Origin of the sequence: Agrococcus sp. BE272 (assembly GCF_031457935.1) — a bacterium.
In the GTDB taxonomy this organism is placed as follows: domain Bacteria; phylum Actinomycetota; class Actinomycetes; order Actinomycetales; family Microbacteriaceae; genus Agrococcus; species Agrococcus sediminis.
In genome coordinates, this window is sequence record NZ_JAVDXL010000003.1 from 1 (window position 1) to 19,853 (window position 19,853).

A 19,853-nucleotide genomic window follows, 5' to 3' on the forward strand; every position below is an offset into this window, starting at 1 on the left:
GCTGGTCGCCGTCGGCGAGAACTTCGCCCGCATCCGCTCCGAGTCGGCGCTGGCGCGCCTGACCGGCACCGCGCCGATCCCGGTCTCCAGCGGCAGGACCCACCGGCATCGCCTCCACCGCGGCGGCAACCGGCAAGCGAACCGCGCTATCCACACGATCGCGCTCACCCGACTCGCGCACGACCCCCGCACCCGCGCCTACCGTGATCGACGGCTTGCCGAGGGCCTCTCCAAGCGCGACATCATGCGAGCGCTGAAGCGAGCTATCGTCCGAGAGATCTTCCGCAACCTCAGAACCGATCTTGCGCATCCCGAGACATAGAACTATCCAGCGGGGGGGGGCGTCCCGCTTGGTCGAGGAGCGCGCGGGCGCAGCCCGCATGCGTCACGAGACCTGGCGCACGCGGCTACCGGGTGGTCTCGAGACGCCGCCTGCGGCGGCTCCTCGACCAGCGGAGAGCGTCGCGCTTGGTCGAGGAGCGCGCGGGCGCAGCCCGCACCCGTCACGAGACCTGGCGCGCAACGCGGCCGTGTGGTCTCGAGACGCCGCCTGCGGCGGCTCCTCGACCAGCGGTGGTCAGAACTGGATGCGCGGCGGCTCCGCGACGGCGCCCGCCTGGTCGACCTCGAAGAACTCGCGCGGCACGCCCGCGGCGCCCTTGAACAGCGACGTCGGGAACCGGCGGCCCTTGGCGTTCAGCTCGCGCGCGCCCGTGTTGTAGTCGCGGCGGCGCGCCTGCGCCTCGTCGTCGAGCGCCGCGAGCGCGGCACGCGCATCCGCGGCCGCCGATCCCGTGGGCTGCGACCCGGCCGCCTGCACGAGCGGGCGCAGCGCCCGCTGCACCGCGGCCTCCGCCTCGGCCTTCTCCCCCGGCAGTCGAGCGCTCTCGAGCCGGCCGAAGGCATCCGCCGCCGTGCGGCGCTGCCCCTCTTCGGCGGTCGACAGCAGCGGATCGGCCACGCCGCGGCGGCGCTCGAGCGTCTCGGCGAGGGCGCTCCAGCGCGCGTCGACCGTCTCGGCGAGGCGCCGCATCGACGCGGCGGCCGAGGCCGTCCACACGACGAGGACGAGCACGACGACGACGATCGCGCCGATCGCGATCCAGAGCCAGAGGAGGGGGTCTTCCATGCCCTCCACTGTAGGACGGTCAGGCCCCGAGCACCCTGCGCGTCCACGAGCTCGCGAAGACGCGCGCGGGGTCGAGCTCGTCGCGCGCCTGGGCGAACGCGGCGAAGCCCGGGAAGCGCTGGGCGAGCTCGGGCGCCCGCAGCGAGTGCAGCTTGCCCCAGTGCGGCCGGCCGTCGTGCGCGAGCAGGATGGGCTCGACGATCTCGAACAGCGGCCGCGGATCCTCGCGCCACCACCGGTGCGCCGCGATGTAGCCGGTGTCGCGCCCGAGCGCCGTCGACAGGTGGGCGTCGTCGGCGGCGGCGGCGCGCAGCTCGAACGGGAACGTCAGCACGAGGTCGGCGCGCCGCAGCGCCCGGTCGATCTCGCGCAGCGCCTCGGGCACGGCCTCGACCGGCAGCCCGTACTCGAGCTCGCGGAACCGCACCGCGCGCGGCGCCGCGAACACCTCGTGGCTCGGCTCGACGAACCTCCCGCGCGGCAGCAGCCGCGCCGACAGCTCGTTGAGCGGCGCGGCCGTCGCGGGCACGAGCGCGCCGAGCGCGAGCAGCGCCCGGTGGCCGACGTCGGTGAGCAGCCGCTCGTCGACGAAGCGGCCGACGGCCGAGCGCGGCCGGAGCGGCCCGTCGACGCGCGTGTTCGACTTCGTCGCCGCGACCCGCGTGGCGGCGAACCAGTAGCACTCGAAGTGGTCGGTGCGCTCGAGGAGGCCCATCCAGTCGTCGAGCACGGCGTCGAGCGCCACCGTCGTCTCGACCGCGTCGAGCGCGAACGCGGGCACGCACTGCAGCGTCACGTCGACGAGCACGCCCAGCGCCCCGAGCCCCAGCCGCACGGCGGGGAGCAGGTCGGGCCGCTCCTCGTCGCTCACGCGCACGAGGCTGCCGTCGCCCGCGACGAGCGTCGCCGCGACGACGGATGCGCCGATCGAGCGGTGCGCGAGTCCCGTGCCGTGGGTGCCGGTCGAGATCGCGCCCGCGATCGTCTGCACGTCGACGTCGCCGAGGTTGTCGAGCGCCAGCCCGTGCTGCGCGAGCAGCAGCGACAGGTCGCGGATGCGCGTGCCGGCCAGCACCGTCGCCCGCCGGCGCTCGCGGTCGACGTCGAGCAGGCCGGTGAGGCCGTCGAGCCGCAGCTGCGCGTCGTCAGGCCGAGCGGCGCCCGAGAACGAGTGCCCGCTGCCGACGGGGCGCATCGTGCCGCCCCGCGCCGCGACGCGCTCGACGGCGCGGCGCACCGACTCGATCGTCCGCGGCGCGTCGACCTCGCGCGGCTCGGCCCGTTGCGACCGGGCCCAGTTCGTCCACGTCACAGCAGCGCCCTCCCCTCGCCACGGTACGTGGGGATGCTGGTCACCACCTGGTCGCCCGAGACGACGTGCAGGCGGTCGGTGCGCTCGCACAGCTCGCCGGCCTTCGCATGGCGCAGCCACACGCGGTCGCCGAGCCGCAGCCGGTCGGCGGCCTCCCCGAGCACGGGCGTCTGCACCTCGCCCGCCCCCTCGCGCGGATCGAGCCGTATGCCCTCCGGCCACGCGACGAGCGGCTGCTGGTCGGCGCCCGCGGGCCCGGAGGCGACCCAGCCGCCGCCGAGCAGCGTCACCGAGCCCGGCCCCGGCCGACGCACGACCGGCAGGGCGAACGCGAGCGCCGGCGCGGGCCGGAAGCTGCGGTAGCCGTCGAAGAGGTGGGGACCGAACAGGCCGCTGCCCGCCCCGATCTCGGTGACCGACGCATCCGCCGCCGTCGACTCGATCGATCCCGTGCCGCCGCCGTTGACGAGCTCGAGCTCGGCGACCTCGCGGACCGCGGCGATCGCGGCGCCTCGCCGCTCGCGCAGCTCGCGGCGCGAGAGCCCCTGCATGGCCCGCACCGCGGCGGCCGGCGCGAGCCCGCGCGACCGGGCGTCCTGCACGCCGGCGATCTGCGCCTCGTACGCCATCACGCCCACGAGCCGGAACCCGCGACGGTCGGCGACGGCCCGCGCGAGCGCGCGCAGCTGCTCGGGGCGGTGCTGGGGCGATCGCCGCACACCCGCCCGCAGGGGCCCCACCTCGAGCGACGCGTCGAGCTCGATCGCCACCCGCAGCTCGGGGTGGCCGGGAGCCGCGCGGTCGATCGCGTCGAGGTGCTCGACGCTGTCGACCATGAGCGTCACCCGCTCGCGCGCCAGGTCGTCGCTGGCGAGCGCGCGCAGCGCACCCCGGTCGACGGTCGGGTAGCCGAGCAGCACGTCGTCGACCGTCGCGGCGAGCCAGAGCGCCTCCGGCAGCGTCGCGGCGAGCACGCCGTGCCAGCCGGGCAGGCGCAGCACAGCCTCGATCACCGGGCGGCTGCGCACCGACTTCGTGGCCAGCCGCAGACGCGTGCCGGCCGCGCGGCGCGCCATGTCGGCGGCGTTGTGCGCGAGCGCCTCGAGCGACAGCGCCGCGAACGGCCCGTCGAAGTGCGCGGTCGCCGCGTCGAGCCGGCGCCAGTGGCCCTCGGCGAGCCAGGGCGCCGCACCCTCGAGCCGGATCCCGCTCACGAGCGGTCGTCGATCGTGCGCCGCACGAGCGGCACGGCGGCCTCGATGAAGCGGTGGGATGCCTCGGTGTCGTGGGTGCGCAGCCAGCAGTACGTGAGGCCGTCGGTCAGGTGCAGCACGAGCGCCGCCGCGTCGCGGGCGGGCATCGCCGCGCTCGCGCCGAAGTGCTCGCGCAGGCCCTCCACCGCATCCGTCACGGCTTCGAGGTAGCGCTCCTGCACCTCGCCCGGGAGGTGCGCGAGCGAGGGCGTGCGGCTGCAGTACGCCATGATCTCCATGATCGCGAGCTCGTACTCGGGGTGCTCGAGGAACCGCTCGAACCACAGCGTGAAGATGGCGCGGATGGCGTCGTCGAGGGTCGCGCCCTCCGGCATCGCCGCCATGGTGTTCTCCTCGGGGCGCAGCGCCACGAAGGCGTAGGCCTCGCCGATCATCTCGTCGCGCGACGAGAACACGTAGTGGAAGGTCGCGAGCGGCACGCCCGCCTCGGCGACGATCGCCCGCACGGTTGCCCCGTGCATCCCCTCGCGCGCGATCACGCGCAGCCCTGCCTCCACGAGGTCCCGACGCCGCACCGCGGCCGGCTTCCGCGCCACGCGAGCTCCGTTCTGCACGCCTACTTGGACGGGCGTCCACGACAACGATACGACAGCGCCGCGCCCCTCGGAAGGGACGCGGCGCTGTCGTGTCGCGAAGAGCGAAGCCTAGGCGTCGACCTTCGGCTTCGGGCGCGACGCGAACGTCTCGAACGCCTGGCGCGGCACCTCGCGGTCGGAGAGCTCGGCGATGTCGCGACCCAGCCAGAAGTTGTTCCACCAGCCCGTGAAGACGCGGATCTTGCGCTCCCACATCGGCATCGCGAGGCCGTGGTAGCCGCGGTGCGCCAGCCAGGCCAGCGGCCCCTTGATGGCGATCTTGCCCTTCTGGAACACGCCGTTCCAGAGGCCGAGGCCCGCGACGGCGCCCTCGTTGTCGTGGATGTACTCGCGGGGCGCGTCGCCGCGCAGCACCGCGACGATGTTCTTCGCGAGCAGCTTCGCCTGGCGCACCGCGTGCTGCGCGTTGGGCACGCAGAAGCCGCCGGGGCCGGGGGTCTTCGACTTGTCGGGCACGGCCGAGACGTCGCCCGCGGTCCAGGCGTCGGGCACGACGACGCCGTCGCGTGCCACCTGCAGCGTCGCGAGCGCGGTGATGCGGCCGCGGTCGTCGAGCGGGAGGTCGGTGGCACGAACGACAGGGTTCGCCATGACGCCGGCGGTCCAGATGATGAGGTCGGAGCCGAAGCGCTCGCCCGTGGAGAGCTCGCACACGCCGTCGAGCGCGCTCTGCAGCTGCGTCTCGAGGTGCACGTCGACGCCGCGCTTGCGGAGGTCCTCGACCACCCAGTCGGCGGTCGAGGCGCTCACCTCGGGCATGATGCGGCCCATCGCCTCGACGAGGTGGAACGCGACGTCCTCGAACGCGATCTCGGGGAAGCGCGAGAGCAGGTGCGTGGCGAAGTCGCGCAGCTCGGCGATCGTCTCGATGCCGGCGAAGCCGCCGCCGACGACCACGACGGTCAGGAGGCGGTCGCGCTCGGGGCCGGCGGGCAGCGCCGCGGCCTTCGCGAAGTTCGAGATGAGGCGGTCGCGCACGGCGGCGGCCTCCTCGATCGTCTTCATGCCGATCGCCTCGTCGGCGACGCCCGGGATCGGGAAGGTGCGCGAGACGGAGCCGGCGGTCATGACGATGACGTCGTACGCCATCGCGGTCGGCTCGCCGAGCTCGGGCTGGATCGTCGCGACCTTGGTCGCGTGGTCGACGTTCGTGACCTTCGCCTGCACGACGCGGGTGCGGCTCAGGTGGCGGCGCAGCGGCACGACCGCGTGGCGCGGCTCGATGGAGCCCGCGGCGACCTCCGGCAGGAACGGCAGGTAGGTCATGTACGACAGCGGATCCACGATGGTGATCTCGGCCTCGGCCTCCCCGAGCAGACGCTCGAGCCCGCGTGCGGTGTACAGGCCGGCGTAGCCGCCGCCGACGATGAGGATCTTGGTCAAAGCGCGCTTCTTCCCCGGTATCAGATGTGGATGTGGGAGCAGTCTATCGCGGGTGGGAGTCCGCGCCGGTCGCGCGCGGGCCCCGGTCCTCGGGCGGGCAGGCGCACACCTCGGGCGACCAGTCGGCGATCGCCAGGGCGGCGTCGCCGATCGGGTTCACGCCCGGTCCGGCGGCGAGCGAGTGCGCGATCACCGCGTGCAGGCACTTCACCCGCGTCGGCATGCCGCCGGCCGAGATGCCGGCGATCTCCTCGACGTGCCCGTGGGCCTCCCGGTCGGCGAGGTACGCCGCATGGGCCGCGGCATACGCATCCGCCGTCTCCGGCTCCTCGAGCCGCCGCTGCAGCTCGGCCATCGTGCCGTCGGCCTCGAGCCGCGACGCGGAGGCGGCGGCGGCCGGATGCGTGAGGTAGTAGAAGGTGGGGAACGGCGTGCCGTCGGGCAGTCGCGGCGCCGTCACCACGACGGTCGGCGCGCCGCACGCGCAGCGGGCGCCGATGCCGAGCACGCCGCGCATCGTGCGGCCGAGCTGGGACGCCATGATCTCGAGGTCGCGCTCGGTGGCCGGGTCGATCACTGCGGCTCCCCCACCTCGGCCGGCTCGCCGAACGACGACGGCCCGTCGTCGGTCAGGCCCGCGACGAGGAACGACGTGGCGGTCGCGGCGACCCAGTCCTCGGTCGGCTGCTCGATCGTCGCCGAGGGCACGTCGGCGGAGGCCGTCTCGAGCGCCGACCGGTCGTCGAGCAGCACGAAGCTCGTCTCGCCCGGGTAGACGAAGAACAGCCGGTCGCGCGCCTGCGCCTCGATGTAGGCGGGGTCGTCCCAGCGCGCCTGCTCCTGCTGCAGCGCCTCGACGTTCTCCTGCTGCGCCGTCACCTGCGCCTCGAGCGCGGCGATGTCGCGGCGCTGCTCGAGCAGCAGCCCGATGGAGGGCGCGAGCGTGACGACGCCGGCGAGGACGAGGCCGACCGCGACGAGCAGCAGCCACGACACGCGCAGCTGACCGGAGGCAGGACGGACGGAGGGCACCCGCCGAGGATATCGGCGAGTGCCCTCCCGTCGCGGCCGAACCGCGGGGGTCAGCCCTCGAAGCGCGGGAACGCGGCGGCGCCGGCGTACTCCGCGGCCTCGCCGAGGTCCTCCTCGATGCGCAGCAGCTGGTTGTACTTCGCGACGCGCTCGCTGCGAGCGGGGGCGCCCGTCTTGATCTGGCCCGCGTTCACGGCGACCGCGATGTCGGCGATCGTGGTGTCCTCGGTCTCGCCCGACCGGTGCGAGAGCACCGACGAGTAGCCCGCCTGCGTCGCGATGCGGATCGCGTCGAAGGTCTCGGAGAGCGTGCCGATCTGGTTGACCTTCACGAGCAGCGCGTTCGCGGCGCCGCGCTCGATGCCGTCGACGAGGCGCTCGGGGTTCGTGACGAACAGGTCGTCGCCGACGATCTGCACGCGGTCGTCGAGGCGCTCGGTGATGCCGGTCCAGCCCTCCCAGTCCTCCTCGCTCATCGGGTCCTCGATCGTGACGAGCGGGTAGGAGTCGACCAGCTCGGCGAAGTAGTCGGACATGTCGGACGCCGACCGATCCTGGCCCTCGAAGCGGTAGACGCCGTTGTCGAAGAACTCCGTCGCCGCGACGTCGAGGCCGAGCGCGATGTCGGTGCCGGGCGTGAAGCCGGCCTTCTCGATGGCCTGCACGAGCAGGTCGAGCGCCGTGCGGTTGCTCTGGAGGTCGGGCGCGAAGCCGCCCTCGTCGCCGAGGCCGGTCGAGAGGCCCTGCTCCTTGAGGATGCTCTTGAGCACGTGGTAGGTCTCCGTGCCCCAGCGCAGGCCCTCGCGGAACGACTCGGCGCCGATCGGCAGGATCATGAACTCCTGGATGTCGACGCCGGTGTCGGCGTGCGCGCCGCCGTTGATGACGTTCATCATCGGCACGGGCAGCAGGAACGCGTTCGGTCCGCCGAGGTAGCGGAACAGGGGCAGCTTCGCCGAGTCGGCGGCGGCCTTCGCGACCGCGAGCGAGACGCCGAGGATGGCGTTGGCGCCGAGGTTCTTCTTGTTGTCGCTGCCGTCGAGCTCGATGAGCGTCGCGTCGACGACGCGCTGGTCGTCGGCGGTGAGGCCCTCGATCGCCTCGGCGATCTCCTCGTTGACCGCGTCGACGGCCTGCTCGACGCCCTTGCCGGCGTAGCGGGCGCTGTCGCCGTCGCGCAGCTCGTACGCCTCGAAGGCGCCGGTGGATGCGCCGCTCGGCACCGCGGCCCGGCCGACCGAGCCGTCCGAGAGCAGCACCTCGACCTCGACGGTCGGGTTGCCGCGGGAGTCGAGGATCTCGCGCGCCTGCAGGGTGTCGATGAGTGCCACGGGTGCTCCTAGGGTTCGCAGTGGACGGCCGCTGACGAGCCTAGTCCTGGGCGCATCCCTGCACACCCGCCCGCTGCGGGCGGGGCATCCGCCCTGCCGCGCGCCCCCCTGCATCGAGTGGCGCCCCCTGACACCGAGCGGCGCGCGCGGCGGTCGAGTGGCGCCTCCCGACATCGAGTGGCGGGTCCGGGGATCGAGTGGCGCCCGCGGACATCGAGTGGCGCCTTCGCGACGGAATCGCGGATGTCGCCAGTGCAAGGGCCGGGCGTCACTCGATCGCGCGGAGCGCCACTCGATCACGCAGGGCGCCACTCGATCGCGGGGAGCGCCACTCGATCGCGCGGGGCGCCGCTCGATCGCGCGGGGCGCCGCTCGATCGCGGGAGGCGCCGCGCGAGGCGGCGGCTCAGGCGATCGGCTTCACCTCGAGGCTCGCGGCCGAGTCGCCGGGGCGCACGAAGGCGAAGCGGGTGGCCCCGGATGCGGCGAGCTGCTCGAGCATGCCGGTCACGTTCTTCGTGCGGCGCTGCATGCGCACGGTCTCGCCCGCAGCGACGAGGTCGCGCTTGATCGCGAGCGCGTCGGCCGGCGGCGTCGCCTTGTCGACGAGGAGCGCGAGCGCATCGCGCGCGCCGCCCGCGGGCAGCTCGACGAGGTCGACGAGCCGCTCGAAGCCGAGCGAGATGCCGACCGCAGGCATGTCCTGGCCGAGGAAGCGGCCGATCATGCCGTCGTAGCGGCCGCCGCCGCCGATCGAGAACGGCAGCTGGGGGTGCGCGATCTCGAAGATGGGGCCGGTGTAGTAGCCCATGCCGCGCACGAGCGTCGGGTCGAACTCGAGGCGGATGCCGACGCGGGCGTCGAGCAGGGAGCGCACGTCGTCGAGCACGGCCGGGTCGAAGCCGTCCGGCAGCGTCGCGCCGTCGCGGATCGCGTCGAGCGTCGCGAGCAGCCGGGCGCCGTCGATGCCGCGGCTGCCCAGCTCCTCGGCCACGCCCTCGCGGCCGATCTTGTCGAGCTTGTCGACCGTGATGAGCGCGCCCTCGCGCTCGGCCTCGGGCACGCCGGCGTGCTCCAGCGCCGCGGCGAGGATGCGGCGGTCGTTGATGCGCACGAACGCGTCCGGGATGCCGAGCCGGGTCAGCGCATCCCCCGTCGCGGCGAGCAGCTCGAGCTCGGCCGCGATGCCCGGCTCGCCGGCGATGTCGATGTCGCACTGCATGAACTGGCGGAAGCGCCCGCGCTGCGGCCGCTCGGCGCGCCACACCGGCGCGATCTGGATCGCGCGGAACACCGGCGGCAGCGCCGCCCGGTGCGTGGCGATGAAGCGCGCGAGCGGCACCGTCAGGTCGAAGCGCAGCCCGAGGTCGGCCAGGTCGAGCGGCGCCGCGGCCGAGCGGAGGTCGTCGACGGCGAGGCCCCGGCGCATGACCGCGAACGCGAGCTTCTCGTTGTCGCCGCCCAGGCCCGCGTGCAGGCGCTCGGCGTCCTCGACGACGGGCGTCTCGATCTCCTCGAACCCGTGGTCCTCGTAGGCGTCCCGGATGACGCGGAGCACGCGCTCGCGGCGGCGCTTCTCGACGGGCAGGAAGTCGCGCATGCCGCGCGGCGGGTGCACCTGGGTTGCCATGGCGACCATTCTCCCGCACGGCGTGCGCGGGCCGCGCCGCCCGCGCATCCGCCGATGCCATCATGGGCTGGTGCGACGTCGCTGGCCCCTCCACGACCGCGCCGTGCCCGTCGTGGCGTGGCGGGTCGGCATCCTCCTCCTCGCCGTCTCGGCCGAGGCCTGGAACATCAAGAACATGCTCGAGTCGGGCGAGCGCGCGAGCGAGCACTTCGCGTACTTCACGGTGCAGTCGAACCTGCTGGTGATCGCCCTCATCGCGTGGATGCTGGTCGTGCCGCAGTGGCGCAGGCCCCGCTGGTTCGACCACGTGCGCGGCGCGATCACCGCCTACATCGTGCTCACGGGGCTCGTCTACGCGGTGCTGCTCGCGAAGCCCGACGAGGTGTGGGCGTGGACGATCGAGTACACGAACGCCGCCCAGCACCGCTTCATCCCCTGGATGGTCGGGCTCGACTGGCTGCTCGTGCCCGCCGCGGGGCGCATCCGGCTCTCGCGGGCCGCGTGGTGGATGGGCTATCCGGTGGCCTACCTCGCCGCGTCGTGGCTGCGGGGCGCCCTCGTCGACGGCTGGTTCCCCTACCCGTTCCTCGACCCGGGCGAGCACGGCGGATGGGCGGGGCTGGTGTGGCCGACGGGGCAGGTGCTCATCGCGTTCGTCGTGGGCATCTTCATCGTCGCCGGCCTCGGGCGCCTCCGCTACCGCGAGTCGGGCGTCCAGGCCGCCAGCCGCGCCCCGATCGCGTCGAGCACGAGCTCGAGGCCGTACGCGAACTCGTCGCCGTAGTCGTAGTCGCCGCCGACGACGAGCTCGGCGACCAGCTCGGCCAGGCGCGGGAACCGGCCGGCCGGCAGCGCCAGCCCGTCGACCATCGCCTCGGCGCCGCCGGGCTCGAACGGCAGGTGCTGCTCGGTGAGCGCGAAGCCGTAGACGTAGGCGTCGAGCACCGAGAAGGCGTGGGCCGCGAGCCGCAGCGGCACGCCGTCGGCCCGCAGGCACTCGAGCACCGCCTCGTGCCCCTGCATGAGCGCCTCGCCGGGGGCGCGGCGCGACTCGACGAAGCCGAGCCCCCAGGCGTGCGCCCCCATGACGGCGCGCGCGGAGTGCGCGCGACGGCGCAGGCCCTCGCGCCACGCGTCGCCGGGCCGCGGCGGCTCGATCTGGGCCATGAGCCAGCCGGCGAGCTCGTCGAGCAGGGCCTCCTTGCTCGCGACGTGGTGGTAGAGCGACATGGCCTCGACGCCGAGCTCCCGCCCGACGCTGCGCATGCTGACGCCGGCGAGCCCGTCGCGGTCGGCGACGGCGACCGCCGCGGCGACGACGCGCTCGCGGCTGAGCGGCTCGCGGCTGCGCCGCGCTGGTCGGCTCCCCTGGCTCATGCGCCACCTCCTCGACGGGACCCTTGCGGGCTTACAACTGTAAGGCTACGCTGGCGCCAGATCGGCTTACACCTGTAAGGAGCATCGGATGCGCGCAGTGGTCATCGACCGGTACGGCCCGCCCGAGGTCGCGCGGGTCGCCGAGGTCGCGGCGCCCGTGGCGGGCCCTGGCGAGGCGCTCGTGCGGGTCGCGGCGGCGACCGTGAGCTCGGGCGACGCCCGGATCCGCGGCGCGCGCTTCCCGCGCGGCTTCGCGGTGCCCGCCCGCCTCGCGCTCGGCCTGCGCGGGCCGCGCCGGCGCATCCTCGGCTTCGCGCTCTCGGGCACGGTCGAGGCGGTCGGCGAGGGCGTCGAGGGGCTCGCGCCGGGCGACGCCGTGGTGTGCGCGAGCGGGCACGGCGGCCACGCCGAGCTCATCTCGCTGCGGGCCGACCGCCTCGTGCGGGTTCCCGAGGGCGTCGCGCTCGAGGATGCGGCGGCCGTGGTCTTCGGCGGCACGACGGCGATGCACTTCCTGCTCGACGTCGCGCAGCTGCGGGAGGGGCAGACGGTGCTCATCGTCGGCGCCGCGGGCGCGGTCGGCACGAGCGCGGTGCAGGTGGCGCGGCTCGCGGGCGCGCATGTGACCGCGGTCGTGAGCGCTCCGAACGCCGAGCTCGTGCGCCGGCTCGGCGCGGAGGAGGTGGTCGATCGCGCGACGACCGACGTCACCGCGCTCGGCCCCCGCTTCGACGTGGTGCTCGACGCGGTCGGCGCGCTCTCCCCCACGACCGGACGGCGGCTGCTCGCCGACGGCGGCACGCTCATCCTGGTCGCCGCCACGCTCTGGCAGACCATCACGGCGCGCGGCCCGGTCAAGGCAGGGATCGCCCGCGCCCGGCGCGAGCACATCGAGCGGCTGCTCGAACTGCTCGCGACCGGCGAGCTCGAGCCGGTCGTGCAGTCGCTGCCGATGGCCGAGATCGCCCGCGCGCACGCGATCGTCGACTCCGGCCACAAGGTCGGCAACGTGGTGGTGCGGCCCTAGGCCCGGCCGCGGCGGTGCCCGCGGCCACCGCTCCCCGCCGAGTGGTCACGAAGTGCTGCTCCGCCGGGGCGCAGCCGACCGATCGTGACCAATCGACCGGGGGGGATCAGGCGCGGCCGGCCTCCTCGGCGCGGAGGCTCGCCTCGAGCTCGCGGGTGGCGGCGCGGAGCGCCCGCTCGGCGTCGAGCCCGCGGGCAGCCGCGCCGCGCACGAGCGCGAGCAGCTCGGCGCCGAGCGCCTCCTCGGTGGCCGGGCCCGTCGCATCCGATGTCGTCAGGCCCGCGCGCTCGGCGCGGCGCAGCACCTTCTCGGCGCGCGCGAGCGCGGGCAGGCCCGCCGGGATGCCGTCGAGCGCGCTGCCGCGCTCGGGCTTCTCGGCGCGCTTCAGCGCATCCCAGTTCGCCACCACGTCGTCGACGCCCGAGACGGCGACGTCGGCGAAGACGTGCGGATGCCGCCGTCGCAGCTTCTCGGCGAGCCCCTGCGCGACGTCGTCGAGGTCGAACCGGCCCTCGGCGCGGGCGATGTCGGCGTGGAAGACGACCTGCAGCAGCACGTCGCCGAGCTCCTCGCGCAGGTGGGCGTCGTCGGCGTCGCCGGCCTCGATCGCCTCGGCCAGCTCGTGCGCCTCCTCGATGAGGAAGGGCACGAGCGACGCGTGCGTCTGCTCGGCGTCCCACGGGCAGCCGCCGGGCGCCCGCAGCCGCGCCATGACGGCGACGAGGTCGTCGAGGGCGCTCACGCCGTGCGCTCCCCCGCCGGCTCCCCGGCGGGCTGCGCGGCCTGGTCGTCGGCCGGCCTGGGCGGCGGGAAGATCGCCGTCAGCAGCGCATCCACCCACGCGATGAGCTCGGCATCGGGCAGCGGCTCCGCCTGCGTGCCGGCGAGCCGGCCGCCGCCGGCCGTGGGGATCGGCACGACGAGCGTCTTCGCGGTCTCGTTGACCTTCGCGCCCGGGTACATGCGCCGCAGCCGCAGCTGCACCGAGTCGGCGAGCTCGGCGGGGCCGATGCGCAGGTTCGGCCCGACCGTGATGACCTCCGAGAGCTTCGCGCGCTGCGCCTTGCGCCGCAGCCGCGCCATGGCGACGAGCGCCGTCACCTGCGCCGGTGGCGGGCCGTAGCGGTCGCGCAGCTCCTCGAGCACGTGGTCGATCGACTCGTCGTCGCGCGCCGACGCCGCGGCCGAGAGCTTCTGGTAGGCCTCGAGGCGCAGGCGCTCCGAGTCGACATAGTCCTCGGGGATCACCGCGTCGACCGGCAGCTCGAGCCGCAGCTCGCGCGGCCCCTCGTCCTCCTCGCCGCGGAAGACCGCGACGGCCTCGCCCACCATGCGCAGGTACAGGTCGAAGCCGACGCCGGCGATGTGGCCCGACTGCTCGCCGCCGAGCAGGTTGCCGGCGCCGCGGATCTCGAGGTCCTTGAGCGCCACCTGCATGCCGGCGCCGAGCTCGTTGTGCACGGCGATCGTCTCGAGCCGGTCGTGCGCCGTCTCGGACAGCGGCGTCTCGGCGTCGTAGAGGAAGTACGCGTAGGCGCGCTCGCGGCCGCGGCCGACGCGCCCGCGCAGCTGGTGCAGCTGGCTGAGCCCGTAGCGCTCGGCGCGATCGACGATGAGCGTGTTGGCGTTGGGGATGTCGAGGCCGGTCTCGACGATGGTGGTGGAGACGAGCACGTCGTACTGCTTCTCCCAGAAGTCGACGATCACCCGCTCGAGCGCCGTCTCCGGCATCTTGCCGTGCGCGACGCCGATGCGCGCCTCGGGCACGAGCTCGGCGAGCTGCGCCGCGACCTTGTTGATCGACGAGACCCGGTTGTGCACGAAGAACACCTGGCCCTCGCGCAGCAGCTCGCGGCGGATCGCGGCAGCCACCTGCTGCTCGTTGTACGCGCCGACGAAGGTGAGCACCGGATGCCGCGCCTCGGGCGGCGTCGCGAGCGTCGACATCTCGCGGATGCCCGTGACCGCCATCTCGAGCGTGCGCGGGATGGGCGTCGCCGACATGGCGAGCACGTCGACGTTGGTCTTCAGCGCCTTCAGCTGCTCCTTGTGCTCGACGCCGAAGCGCTGCTCCTCGTCGATGATGACGAGCCCGAGCTCCTTGAAGCGGATGCGGTCGGAGAGGATGCGGTGGGTGCCGATCACGACGTCGACGGTGCCGTCGGCGAGGCCCGCGATCGTCTCGCGCACCTCCTTGTCGGTCTGGAAGCGGCTGAGGGCGCGCACGTGCACCGGGAAGCCGGCGAAGCGCGACGCGAAGGTCTCGAAGTGCTGCCGCACCAGCAGCGTCGTCGGCACGAGCACCGCGACCTGCGCGCCGTCCTGCACCGCCTTGAACGCGGCACGCACGGCGACCTCGGTCTTGCCGTAGCCGACGTCGCCCGAGAGCAGCCGGTCCATCGGCACCGAGCGCTCCATGTCGCGCTTCACCTCGTCGATGGTCGTCAGCTGGTCGGGCGTCTCGGCGTACGGGAACGCGTCCTCGAGCTCGCGCTGCCACGGGCTGTCGGGGCCGAACGCGCGACCCTTCGACGCCATCCGCGCCGAGTAGAGCTGCACGAGCTCGACCGCGATCTCGCGCACGGCCTTCCTGGCCTTCGCCTTCGACTGCTGCCAGTCGCTGCCGCCCATCTTCGACAGCTGGGGCGACTCGCCGCCGACGTAGCGGCTCAGCTGGTCGAGCTGGTCGGTGGGCACCGAGAGCCGGTCGCCGGGGTGGCCGCGCTTCGAGGGCGCGTACTCGATGACGAGGTACTCGCGGGTCGTCTTCACGGCGCTGCGCCCGCCGGTGGAGACGGTGCGCTGCGTGAGCTCGACGAAGCGGCCGACGCCGTGCGTGTCGTGCACGACGTAGTCGCCGGGCTTCAGCTGCAGCGGGTCGACGACCGAGCGGCGCCGGGTCGCGAGCCGCCGCGACTGGCGCTGGTCGACGCCGACGGCGCGGCCGAAGAACTCCGCCTCGCTGACGAGCTCGAGCCGCTCCTCGGGGAGCGAGAAGCCGTGCTCGACCGACGCCTGCGTGACGTGCACGACGCCCGGCTCGAGCTCGGCCGGCAGCGCCTCCACCTCGCGGGCGGCGAGGCCGTGCTCGCCCAGCACCTGCGCGGCCCGCTCGACCATGCCGTGCCCGGCGGCGGTGACGACCATGCGCCAGCCCTCGCGGGCGCGCTCGCGCAGGTGCTCGACCGCGCCGTCGGCCTGCCCCGCGAAGCTCGGCACGGCGTCCGCCTCGAGGGCGGTGACGTCGTCGCCGCCGCGCAGCACCGAGAACGTCCACCAGGGGGCGCGCACCGACTCGCGCAGCTCGTCGAGGTCGAGAAACCCGCCGGCGAGGTCGACGGGCGCCTCGCCGCCGGCGGTCGCGGCGCTCCACGCGGCCTCGAGGAACTCGTGGTTCGTCTCGTTGAGGCTCGCGACGCGGTCGCGGATGCGCTCGGGCCCGAGCACGAGCACGCCGGCGTCGGGCAGGTAGTGCGTGATGGGGACGAGTCGCGGCAGCAGGGCCGGCGCGAGCGACTCCATGCCCTCCACGGGCATCCCCTCGGCGATCTTCTCGAGCATCTGCTGGATGCCGGGGAACTCGGGTGCGAGCTGGCGGGCCCGCTGCCGCACCGGTTCGGTCAGCAGCAGCTCGCGCGTGGGCGGCAGCACGACGCGCTCGATCGGCTCGGCGTCGGAGCGCTGGTCGGCGACGTGGAACCAGCGCATCTGCTCGACCTCGTCGCCGAAGAGCTCGATGCGCACCGGGTGGTCGTCGGCGGGCGCGAAGACGTCGACGATGCCGCCGCGCACCGCGAACTCGCCGCGGCGGGTGACCATGTCGACCCGCGCGTAGGCGAGGTCGACGAGGTGGCGCGAGAGCGCCGCGAGGTCGATGCCGCGCGCACCCGCGACGAGCTCGATCGGCTGCACCGACAGCAGGTTGTCGGCGACGGGCTGCAGCGCGGCGCGCACCGAGGCGATCACGATCGTCGGGCGGGAGCCGTCGCGCTCGGCGACGGCTCGGAGCGTGGCGCCGCGCCTGCCGACGGTCTCGGCGGAGGGGCTGAGCCGCTCGTGCGGGAGGGTCTCCCACGCGGGCAGGTCGAGCAGCTCGGCCTCGGGCAGCCACGCGGCGAGGTCGTCGCGCACCGCCTCCGCCTCGCGGCGGGTCGCGGTGATGACGAGCAGCGGCCGCTCGTGGGCGCTCGCGATCGACGCCGCGACGGGCGCGCGCATCGCCTCGATGCCGGTGAGCGCGCCCCCGCGGCTCGCCTCGACGACCGGGGCGAGCGCGCCGCGCTCGAGCAGCTCGAGCAGCGGCCGGAGGCTCACGAGGTCATGACGACCGCGCCGGAGGCGTCGGTCACCTCGAGCCGCCATCCCTGGTCGTTCGCCTCGTAGTCGGGCAGCACGAGCGCGAACACGGAGGGGGCGTCGTCGGCCTCGCGCTCGCCGGCAGTGAGCGGGAGGCTCTCGCCGTACCAGCTGAGGGTCGCGGTGGTGCCCTCGGGCGGCCCGATGACGAGCAGCATCGCGGGCTCGAGCGGGTCGTCCCAGCACATGAGCGGCCCGGAGCCGAGGCACGAGTGGATCATGCGGCCCTCGGGCGTCTCGAGGATGAGGTCGGTGAGCCCCGACTCGGGGCTGCGGTCGGACCAGAGCTCGGATCCGTCGTCGAGCGTGGCGGCGAGCTCGTAGCCGTTCGGGCCCTGCGCCTCGGCGGGCGCCTCGGGGTCGCCGCTCGCGCAGCCGACGAGCACGAGGCTCGCCGCGATGAGGGCTGCGGCTCGCAGGGCGGTTCGGCGCACGGGCGCACTCCTTCCGATTCGGCTCCCCATGCTACGGGGCGTGGATGCGCTGCTGCGCCTCCAGGAAGCCCTCGGCGATGATCCGCTCGACGGCGTCGGCGCCGAGCTGCACGAGCAGGTCGGCCTCGTCCTGCTCGGCCTTCGCGAAGGGCCGGAGCACGAAGTCGGCGGCGTCCTGCCTGCCGGGCGGCCGACCGATCCCGAGCCGCACCCGCAGCACGTCGCCGCCGCGCGCGGCGATGATGTCGCGCATGCCGTTGTGGCCGCCGTGGCCGCCGCCCTGCTTGAGCCGCACGGTGCCGAGCGGCAGGTCGAGCTCGTCGTGCAGCACGATGACGTGGTCGGGCTCGACGCCGTACCAGTCCATGAGCTTCGCGACCGGACCGCCGGAGCGGTTCATCCAGCTGGTGGGGAACGCGGTGACGACCTTCGGGCCGCCGATGATGCGCGACTCGGCGACGAGCGCCTCGGCGCGGCCGTGGCGCTTCGGCGTCGCGCCGGCGCGCCGCTCGACCTCGGCGAGGGCCATCTGGCCGATGTTGTGGCGCGTGCGCGCGTAGTCGGGCCCGGGATTCCCGAGCCCGACCACGAGCCACGTCTGCGCCACGGAGCGCTCCTCGCGGACTACTCCGCCGACTCGCCCTCAGCCGACTCCTCGGACTCGCCCTCAGCCTCGGCCTCGGCCGTCTCGCCCTCGGCGGGCGCGGCGTCCTCGTCCTCGAGCACGGGGGCCGCGGGCACGATGATGCCGACGACGAGCGCCTCGGGGTCGGTGAGCAGCGTGGAGCCCTTGGGGAGCTCGACCTGGCCGGCGAGCACGTGCGCGCCCTCCTCGAGGCCCTCGATGGAGACCGTGATGGAGTCGGGGATGTGCAGCGCCTCGACCTCGATGGAGATGGAGGTCGACTCGAAGTTGGTGATGGTGCCGGGGGCCGACTCGCCCTCGAGGTGCACGGGCACGTCGACCGTGACCTTCTCGCCGCGCTGGACGATGACGAGGTCGAGGTGCTCGATCGCCTGCACGCCCTGGAGGACGGGGTTGCGCTGGATGTCCTTCACGAGCGCGAGCTGCGACGAGCCCTCGATCTGCAGGTCGAGCACCGCGTTCGAGCGGCGCACGAGCATGAAGACGTCGTGCGCGTCGAAGGTGAGGTGCTGCGGCTCGGTGCCGTGGCCGTAGAGGACCGCGGGGACCTTGCCGGCGGCGCGCAGCTTGCGGGCCGCGCCCTTGCCGAAGGACGAGCGGATCTCGCTGGAGAGCTTGTTGTCGTCGGTGCTCATGGAAGTGCTCCTCGTGGGCCGGGGCCCGTCAGTGTGTGTCGACTCGAACGCGCGAGGCGTGAGGACTGCGCCTGTTGGAGACTGTGTCCGCTGCTGCCACCGCGTCGATCACGGATGCCGATGCACCCCTCGCCGAAGTCCAGCCTCCCACTCTACAGCACCGGGGGCCCCTCGCGAGGCCCCCGGTGCTGCACAGCGCGATCCGCGGTCAGCCGAACAGGCCGCCGACCAGGAAGATCGCGTAGCTGATCACGAAGCCGACGATGGCCATGAGGCCCTGCGCGACCGTCCAGGTCTTCAGCGTCGTCTTGACGTCGAGGCCGAAGAACTTGCTGACGAGCCAGAAGCCCGAGTCGTTCACGTGGCTGAAGCCGACCGAGCCTGCCGCGGTCGCGAGCACGATCGCCGCGACCTCGACGGGGTTGAAGCCGCCGTTCACGACGACCCCCGCCATGAGCGACGCGGCGGTCGTGAGGGCGACGGTCGCCGAGCCCTGCGCGATGCGCACGATGAGCGAGATGAGGAACGCGGCGACGATGACCGGCATGCCGATCGAGTTGAGCGAGTCGGCGATCGCGTCGCCGATGCCGGTGACGCGCAGCACGCCGCCGAACATGCCGCCGGCGCCGGTGACGAGCACGACCGAGGCGATCGGCCCGAGCGCGCTGTCGGCGACCTTGTCGATGAGGCTGCCGGACTTGCCCATGCCCCAGCCGAGGAGCCACATCGAGACGAGCACGGTGATGAGCAGCGCGATGGGCGTCTCGCCGAGGGTGCGCAGCAGCGCGATGACGGGCTCTGCCTTGAAGGCGTCGGGGTCGTCGGTGGTCGAGGCGTACATGTTGAGGCCGGTGTTCATGAGGATGAGCACGAGCGGCAGCGCGAGCAGCAGCATGATCTTGCCGAACGACGGGTTCGACTCCATCTCGCGGTCCTCGTCCGGGGTGCCGTCGAGGATCGTGGGCACCGCGATGTCGTACTTGCGGCCGACCCAGCCGCCGAAGAGCACGCCGACGAGGTACCAGACGGGGATCGCGACGACGAGGCCGAGGATGAGCACGAGGCCGACGTCGGCGCCGAGGATGGCGGATGCCGAGACGGGGCCCGGGTGCGGCGGCACGAAGATGTGCATGGAGCTGAAGGCGAGCGCCGCGGGGAACGCGACGGTCAGCAGCGATCCGCCGAGGCGGCGCGCCACGGCGTAGATGATCGGCATCATGACGACGAGGCCGGCGTCGAAGAAGATCGGGAAGCCCATCAGCAGGCTCGCGACGCCGACGGCCATCGCGGCCCGCTGCTCGCCGAAGCGCTCGATGAGCTTGTCGGTGAGCACGCGCGCGCCGCCGGAGGTCTCGATCATGCGGCCGAGCATCGCGCCGAGCGCGACGAGCAGCATGACGTTGCCGAGCGTCGGGTTGAAGCCGAAGGCGATGGCCTCGAGCAGGCGGTTGAAGGGGATGCCGGCGGCGATCGCCGTCAGCAGGCTCGTCATCATCAGCGCGACGAACGCGTGGATCCGGAACGCCATGATGAGCACGAGCAGCAGGGCGATGCCCGCGGCTGCGAGCAGCAGCAGGCCTCCCGTGCCGAGCTCCCAGTTGAGGACGAGGTCATCCATCGGTGTCTCCTGTGTGTGGGGTGGTGCGGTGGGGACGCAGTGGGGTCCGACTGCGGCGGTGGGACAGGTGCGGG

19 protein-coding genes are annotated in these 19,853 nt (G+C 73.8%); 3 read left to right on the plus strand and 16 right to left on the minus strand.

All coding sequences use genetic code 11. From position 1 onward, the window contains the following. A partial coding sequence (locus J2X49_RS10865; RefSeq protein WP_310126085.1) for a transposase occupies positions 1 to 322 on the plus strand: 322 nt, incomplete at its 5' end. A gap of 255 nt (positions 323 to 577) precedes the next feature. On the opposite strand, the gene J2X49_RS10870 is transcribed toward J2X49_RS10865, so the two are convergent. The 9 genes from J2X49_RS10870 to J2X49_RS10910 all read right to left on the minus strand — a co-directional run bounded on the left by J2X49_RS10870 (position 578) and on the right by J2X49_RS10910 (position 9,686). After that, a complete protein-coding gene (locus J2X49_RS10870) occupies positions 578 to 1,129 on the minus strand; it encodes a LemA family protein (RefSeq protein ID WP_310126087.1) in 552 nt (183 codons plus the stop codon). Between the two features lie 19 nt (positions 1,130 to 1,148). Beyond that, entirely contained in the window at positions 1,149 to 2,441 is a 1,293-nt protein-coding gene (locus J2X49_RS10875; protein ID WP_310126090.1) for a D-arabinono-1,4-lactone oxidase, read from the minus strand. After that, positions 2,438 to 3,655, minus strand: a complete 1,218-nt coding sequence (locus J2X49_RS10880) for an alanine racemase (RefSeq protein WP_310126093.1) — start codon at positions 3,653 to 3,655, stop codon at positions 2,438 to 2,440. Before J2X49_RS10880 ends, J2X49_RS10875 begins: the two co-directional genes overlap by 4 nt. Continuing rightward, entirely contained in the window at positions 3,652 to 4,251 is a 600-nt protein-coding gene (locus J2X49_RS10885; RefSeq protein ID WP_246991956.1) for a TetR/AcrR family transcriptional regulator, read from the minus strand. The genes J2X49_RS10880 and J2X49_RS10885 overlap by 4 nt, the downstream gene beginning before the upstream one ends. A 108-nt stretch (positions 4,252 to 4,359) precedes the next feature. Continuing rightward, positions 4,360 to 5,694, minus strand: coding sequence for an NAD(P)/FAD-dependent oxidoreductase (locus J2X49_RS10890; RefSeq protein WP_246991958.1), 1,335 nt, complete (start codon positions 5,692 to 5,694; stop codon positions 4,360 to 4,362). A gap of 43 nt (positions 5,695 to 5,737) precedes the next feature. Beyond that, on the minus strand, positions 5,738 to 6,235 hold the full coding sequence (locus J2X49_RS10895) for a DUF501 domain-containing protein (RefSeq protein ID WP_310126542.1): 498 nt from the start codon (positions 6,233 to 6,235) through the stop codon (positions 5,738 to 5,740). Between the two features lie 32 nt (positions 6,236 to 6,267). After that, positions 6,268 to 6,726: a septum formation initiator family protein gene (locus J2X49_RS10900; protein WP_246991960.1), complete on the minus strand. Its 459-nt coding sequence runs from the start codon at positions 6,724 to 6,726 to the stop codon at positions 6,268 to 6,270. 50 nt (positions 6,727 to 6,776) lie between these two features. Then, complete coding sequence (gene eno / locus J2X49_RS10905; RefSeq protein WP_310126103.1) at positions 6,777 to 8,057, minus strand: phosphopyruvate hydratase; 1,281 nt, start codon at positions 8,055 to 8,057, stop codon at positions 6,777 to 6,779. A 405-nt stretch (positions 8,058 to 8,462) separates the two neighbouring features. Then, positions 8,463 to 9,686, minus strand: a complete 1,224-nt coding sequence (locus J2X49_RS10910; protein WP_310126108.1) for an ATP phosphoribosyltransferase regulatory subunit — start codon at positions 9,684 to 9,686, stop codon at positions 8,463 to 8,465. 70 nt (positions 9,687 to 9,756) lie between these two features. On the opposite strand from J2X49_RS10910, the gene J2X49_RS10915 reads away from it, so the two are divergent. Next, positions 9,757 to 10,470, plus strand: a complete 714-nt coding sequence (locus J2X49_RS10915) for a Pr6Pr family membrane protein (protein WP_310126111.1) — start codon at positions 9,757 to 9,759, stop codon at positions 10,468 to 10,470. Here the strand turns inward: J2X49_RS10915 and J2X49_RS10920 are convergent. After that, entirely contained in the window at positions 10,383 to 11,063 is a 681-nt protein-coding gene (locus J2X49_RS10920; RefSeq protein WP_310126115.1) for a TetR/AcrR family transcriptional regulator, read from the minus strand. The genes J2X49_RS10915 and J2X49_RS10920 overlap by 88 nt on opposite strands. 88 nt (positions 11,064 to 11,151) lie before the next feature. Here J2X49_RS10920 and J2X49_RS10925 point away from each other — a divergent pair, with 88 nt between their 5' ends. Continuing rightward, positions 11,152 to 12,090, plus strand: coding sequence for an NAD(P)-dependent alcohol dehydrogenase (locus J2X49_RS10925; protein ID WP_310126118.1), 939 nt, complete (start codon positions 11,152 to 11,154; stop codon positions 12,088 to 12,090). A gap of 106 nt (positions 12,091 to 12,196) precedes the next feature. Here J2X49_RS10925 and J2X49_RS10930 read toward each other — a convergent pair whose 3' ends face one another. From J2X49_RS10930 to J2X49_RS10955, 6 genes are all read right to left on the minus strand, one after another. Beyond that, positions 12,197 to 12,832 (minus strand): MazG family protein, encoded by a 636-nt coding sequence (locus tag J2X49_RS10930; RefSeq protein WP_310126121.1) that lies wholly within the window; start codon positions 12,830 to 12,832, stop codon positions 12,197 to 12,199. After that, positions 12,829 to 16,404: a transcription-repair coupling factor gene (gene mfd, locus J2X49_RS10935; RefSeq protein ID WP_396131293.1), complete on the minus strand. Its 3,576-nt coding sequence runs from the start codon at positions 16,402 to 16,404 to the stop codon at positions 12,829 to 12,831. The genes J2X49_RS10930 and mfd overlap by 4 nt, the downstream gene beginning before the upstream one ends. Beyond that, the gene (locus J2X49_RS10940; RefSeq protein ID WP_310126124.1) at positions 16,401 to 16,880 is read right to left on the minus strand and encodes a hypothetical protein; all 480 of its coding nucleotides are present in this window, start codon (positions 16,878 to 16,880) and stop codon (positions 16,401 to 16,403) included. The genes mfd and J2X49_RS10940 overlap by 4 nt, the downstream gene beginning before the upstream one ends. A gap of 31 nt (positions 16,881 to 16,911) precedes the next feature. Then, on the minus strand, positions 16,912 to 17,487 hold the full coding sequence (gene pth, locus J2X49_RS10945; protein WP_146357999.1) for an aminoacyl-tRNA hydrolase: 576 nt from the start codon (positions 17,485 to 17,487) through the stop codon (positions 16,912 to 16,914). 17 nt (positions 17,488 to 17,504) lie between these two features. Next, positions 17,505 to 18,161 carry a 50S ribosomal protein L25/general stress protein Ctc gene (locus J2X49_RS10950; protein WP_310126131.1) on the minus strand — a complete coding sequence of 219 codons (657 nt, stop codon included), beginning with the start codon at positions 18,159 to 18,161 and terminating at the stop codon, positions 17,505 to 17,507. A 208-nt stretch (positions 18,162 to 18,369) separates the two neighbouring features. After that, positions 18,370 to 19,779 (minus strand): GntP family permease, encoded by a 1,410-nt coding sequence (locus tag J2X49_RS10955; RefSeq protein ID WP_310126136.1) that lies wholly within the window; start codon positions 19,777 to 19,779, stop codon positions 18,370 to 18,372. Positions 19,780 to 19,853 lie beyond the last annotated feature (74 nt).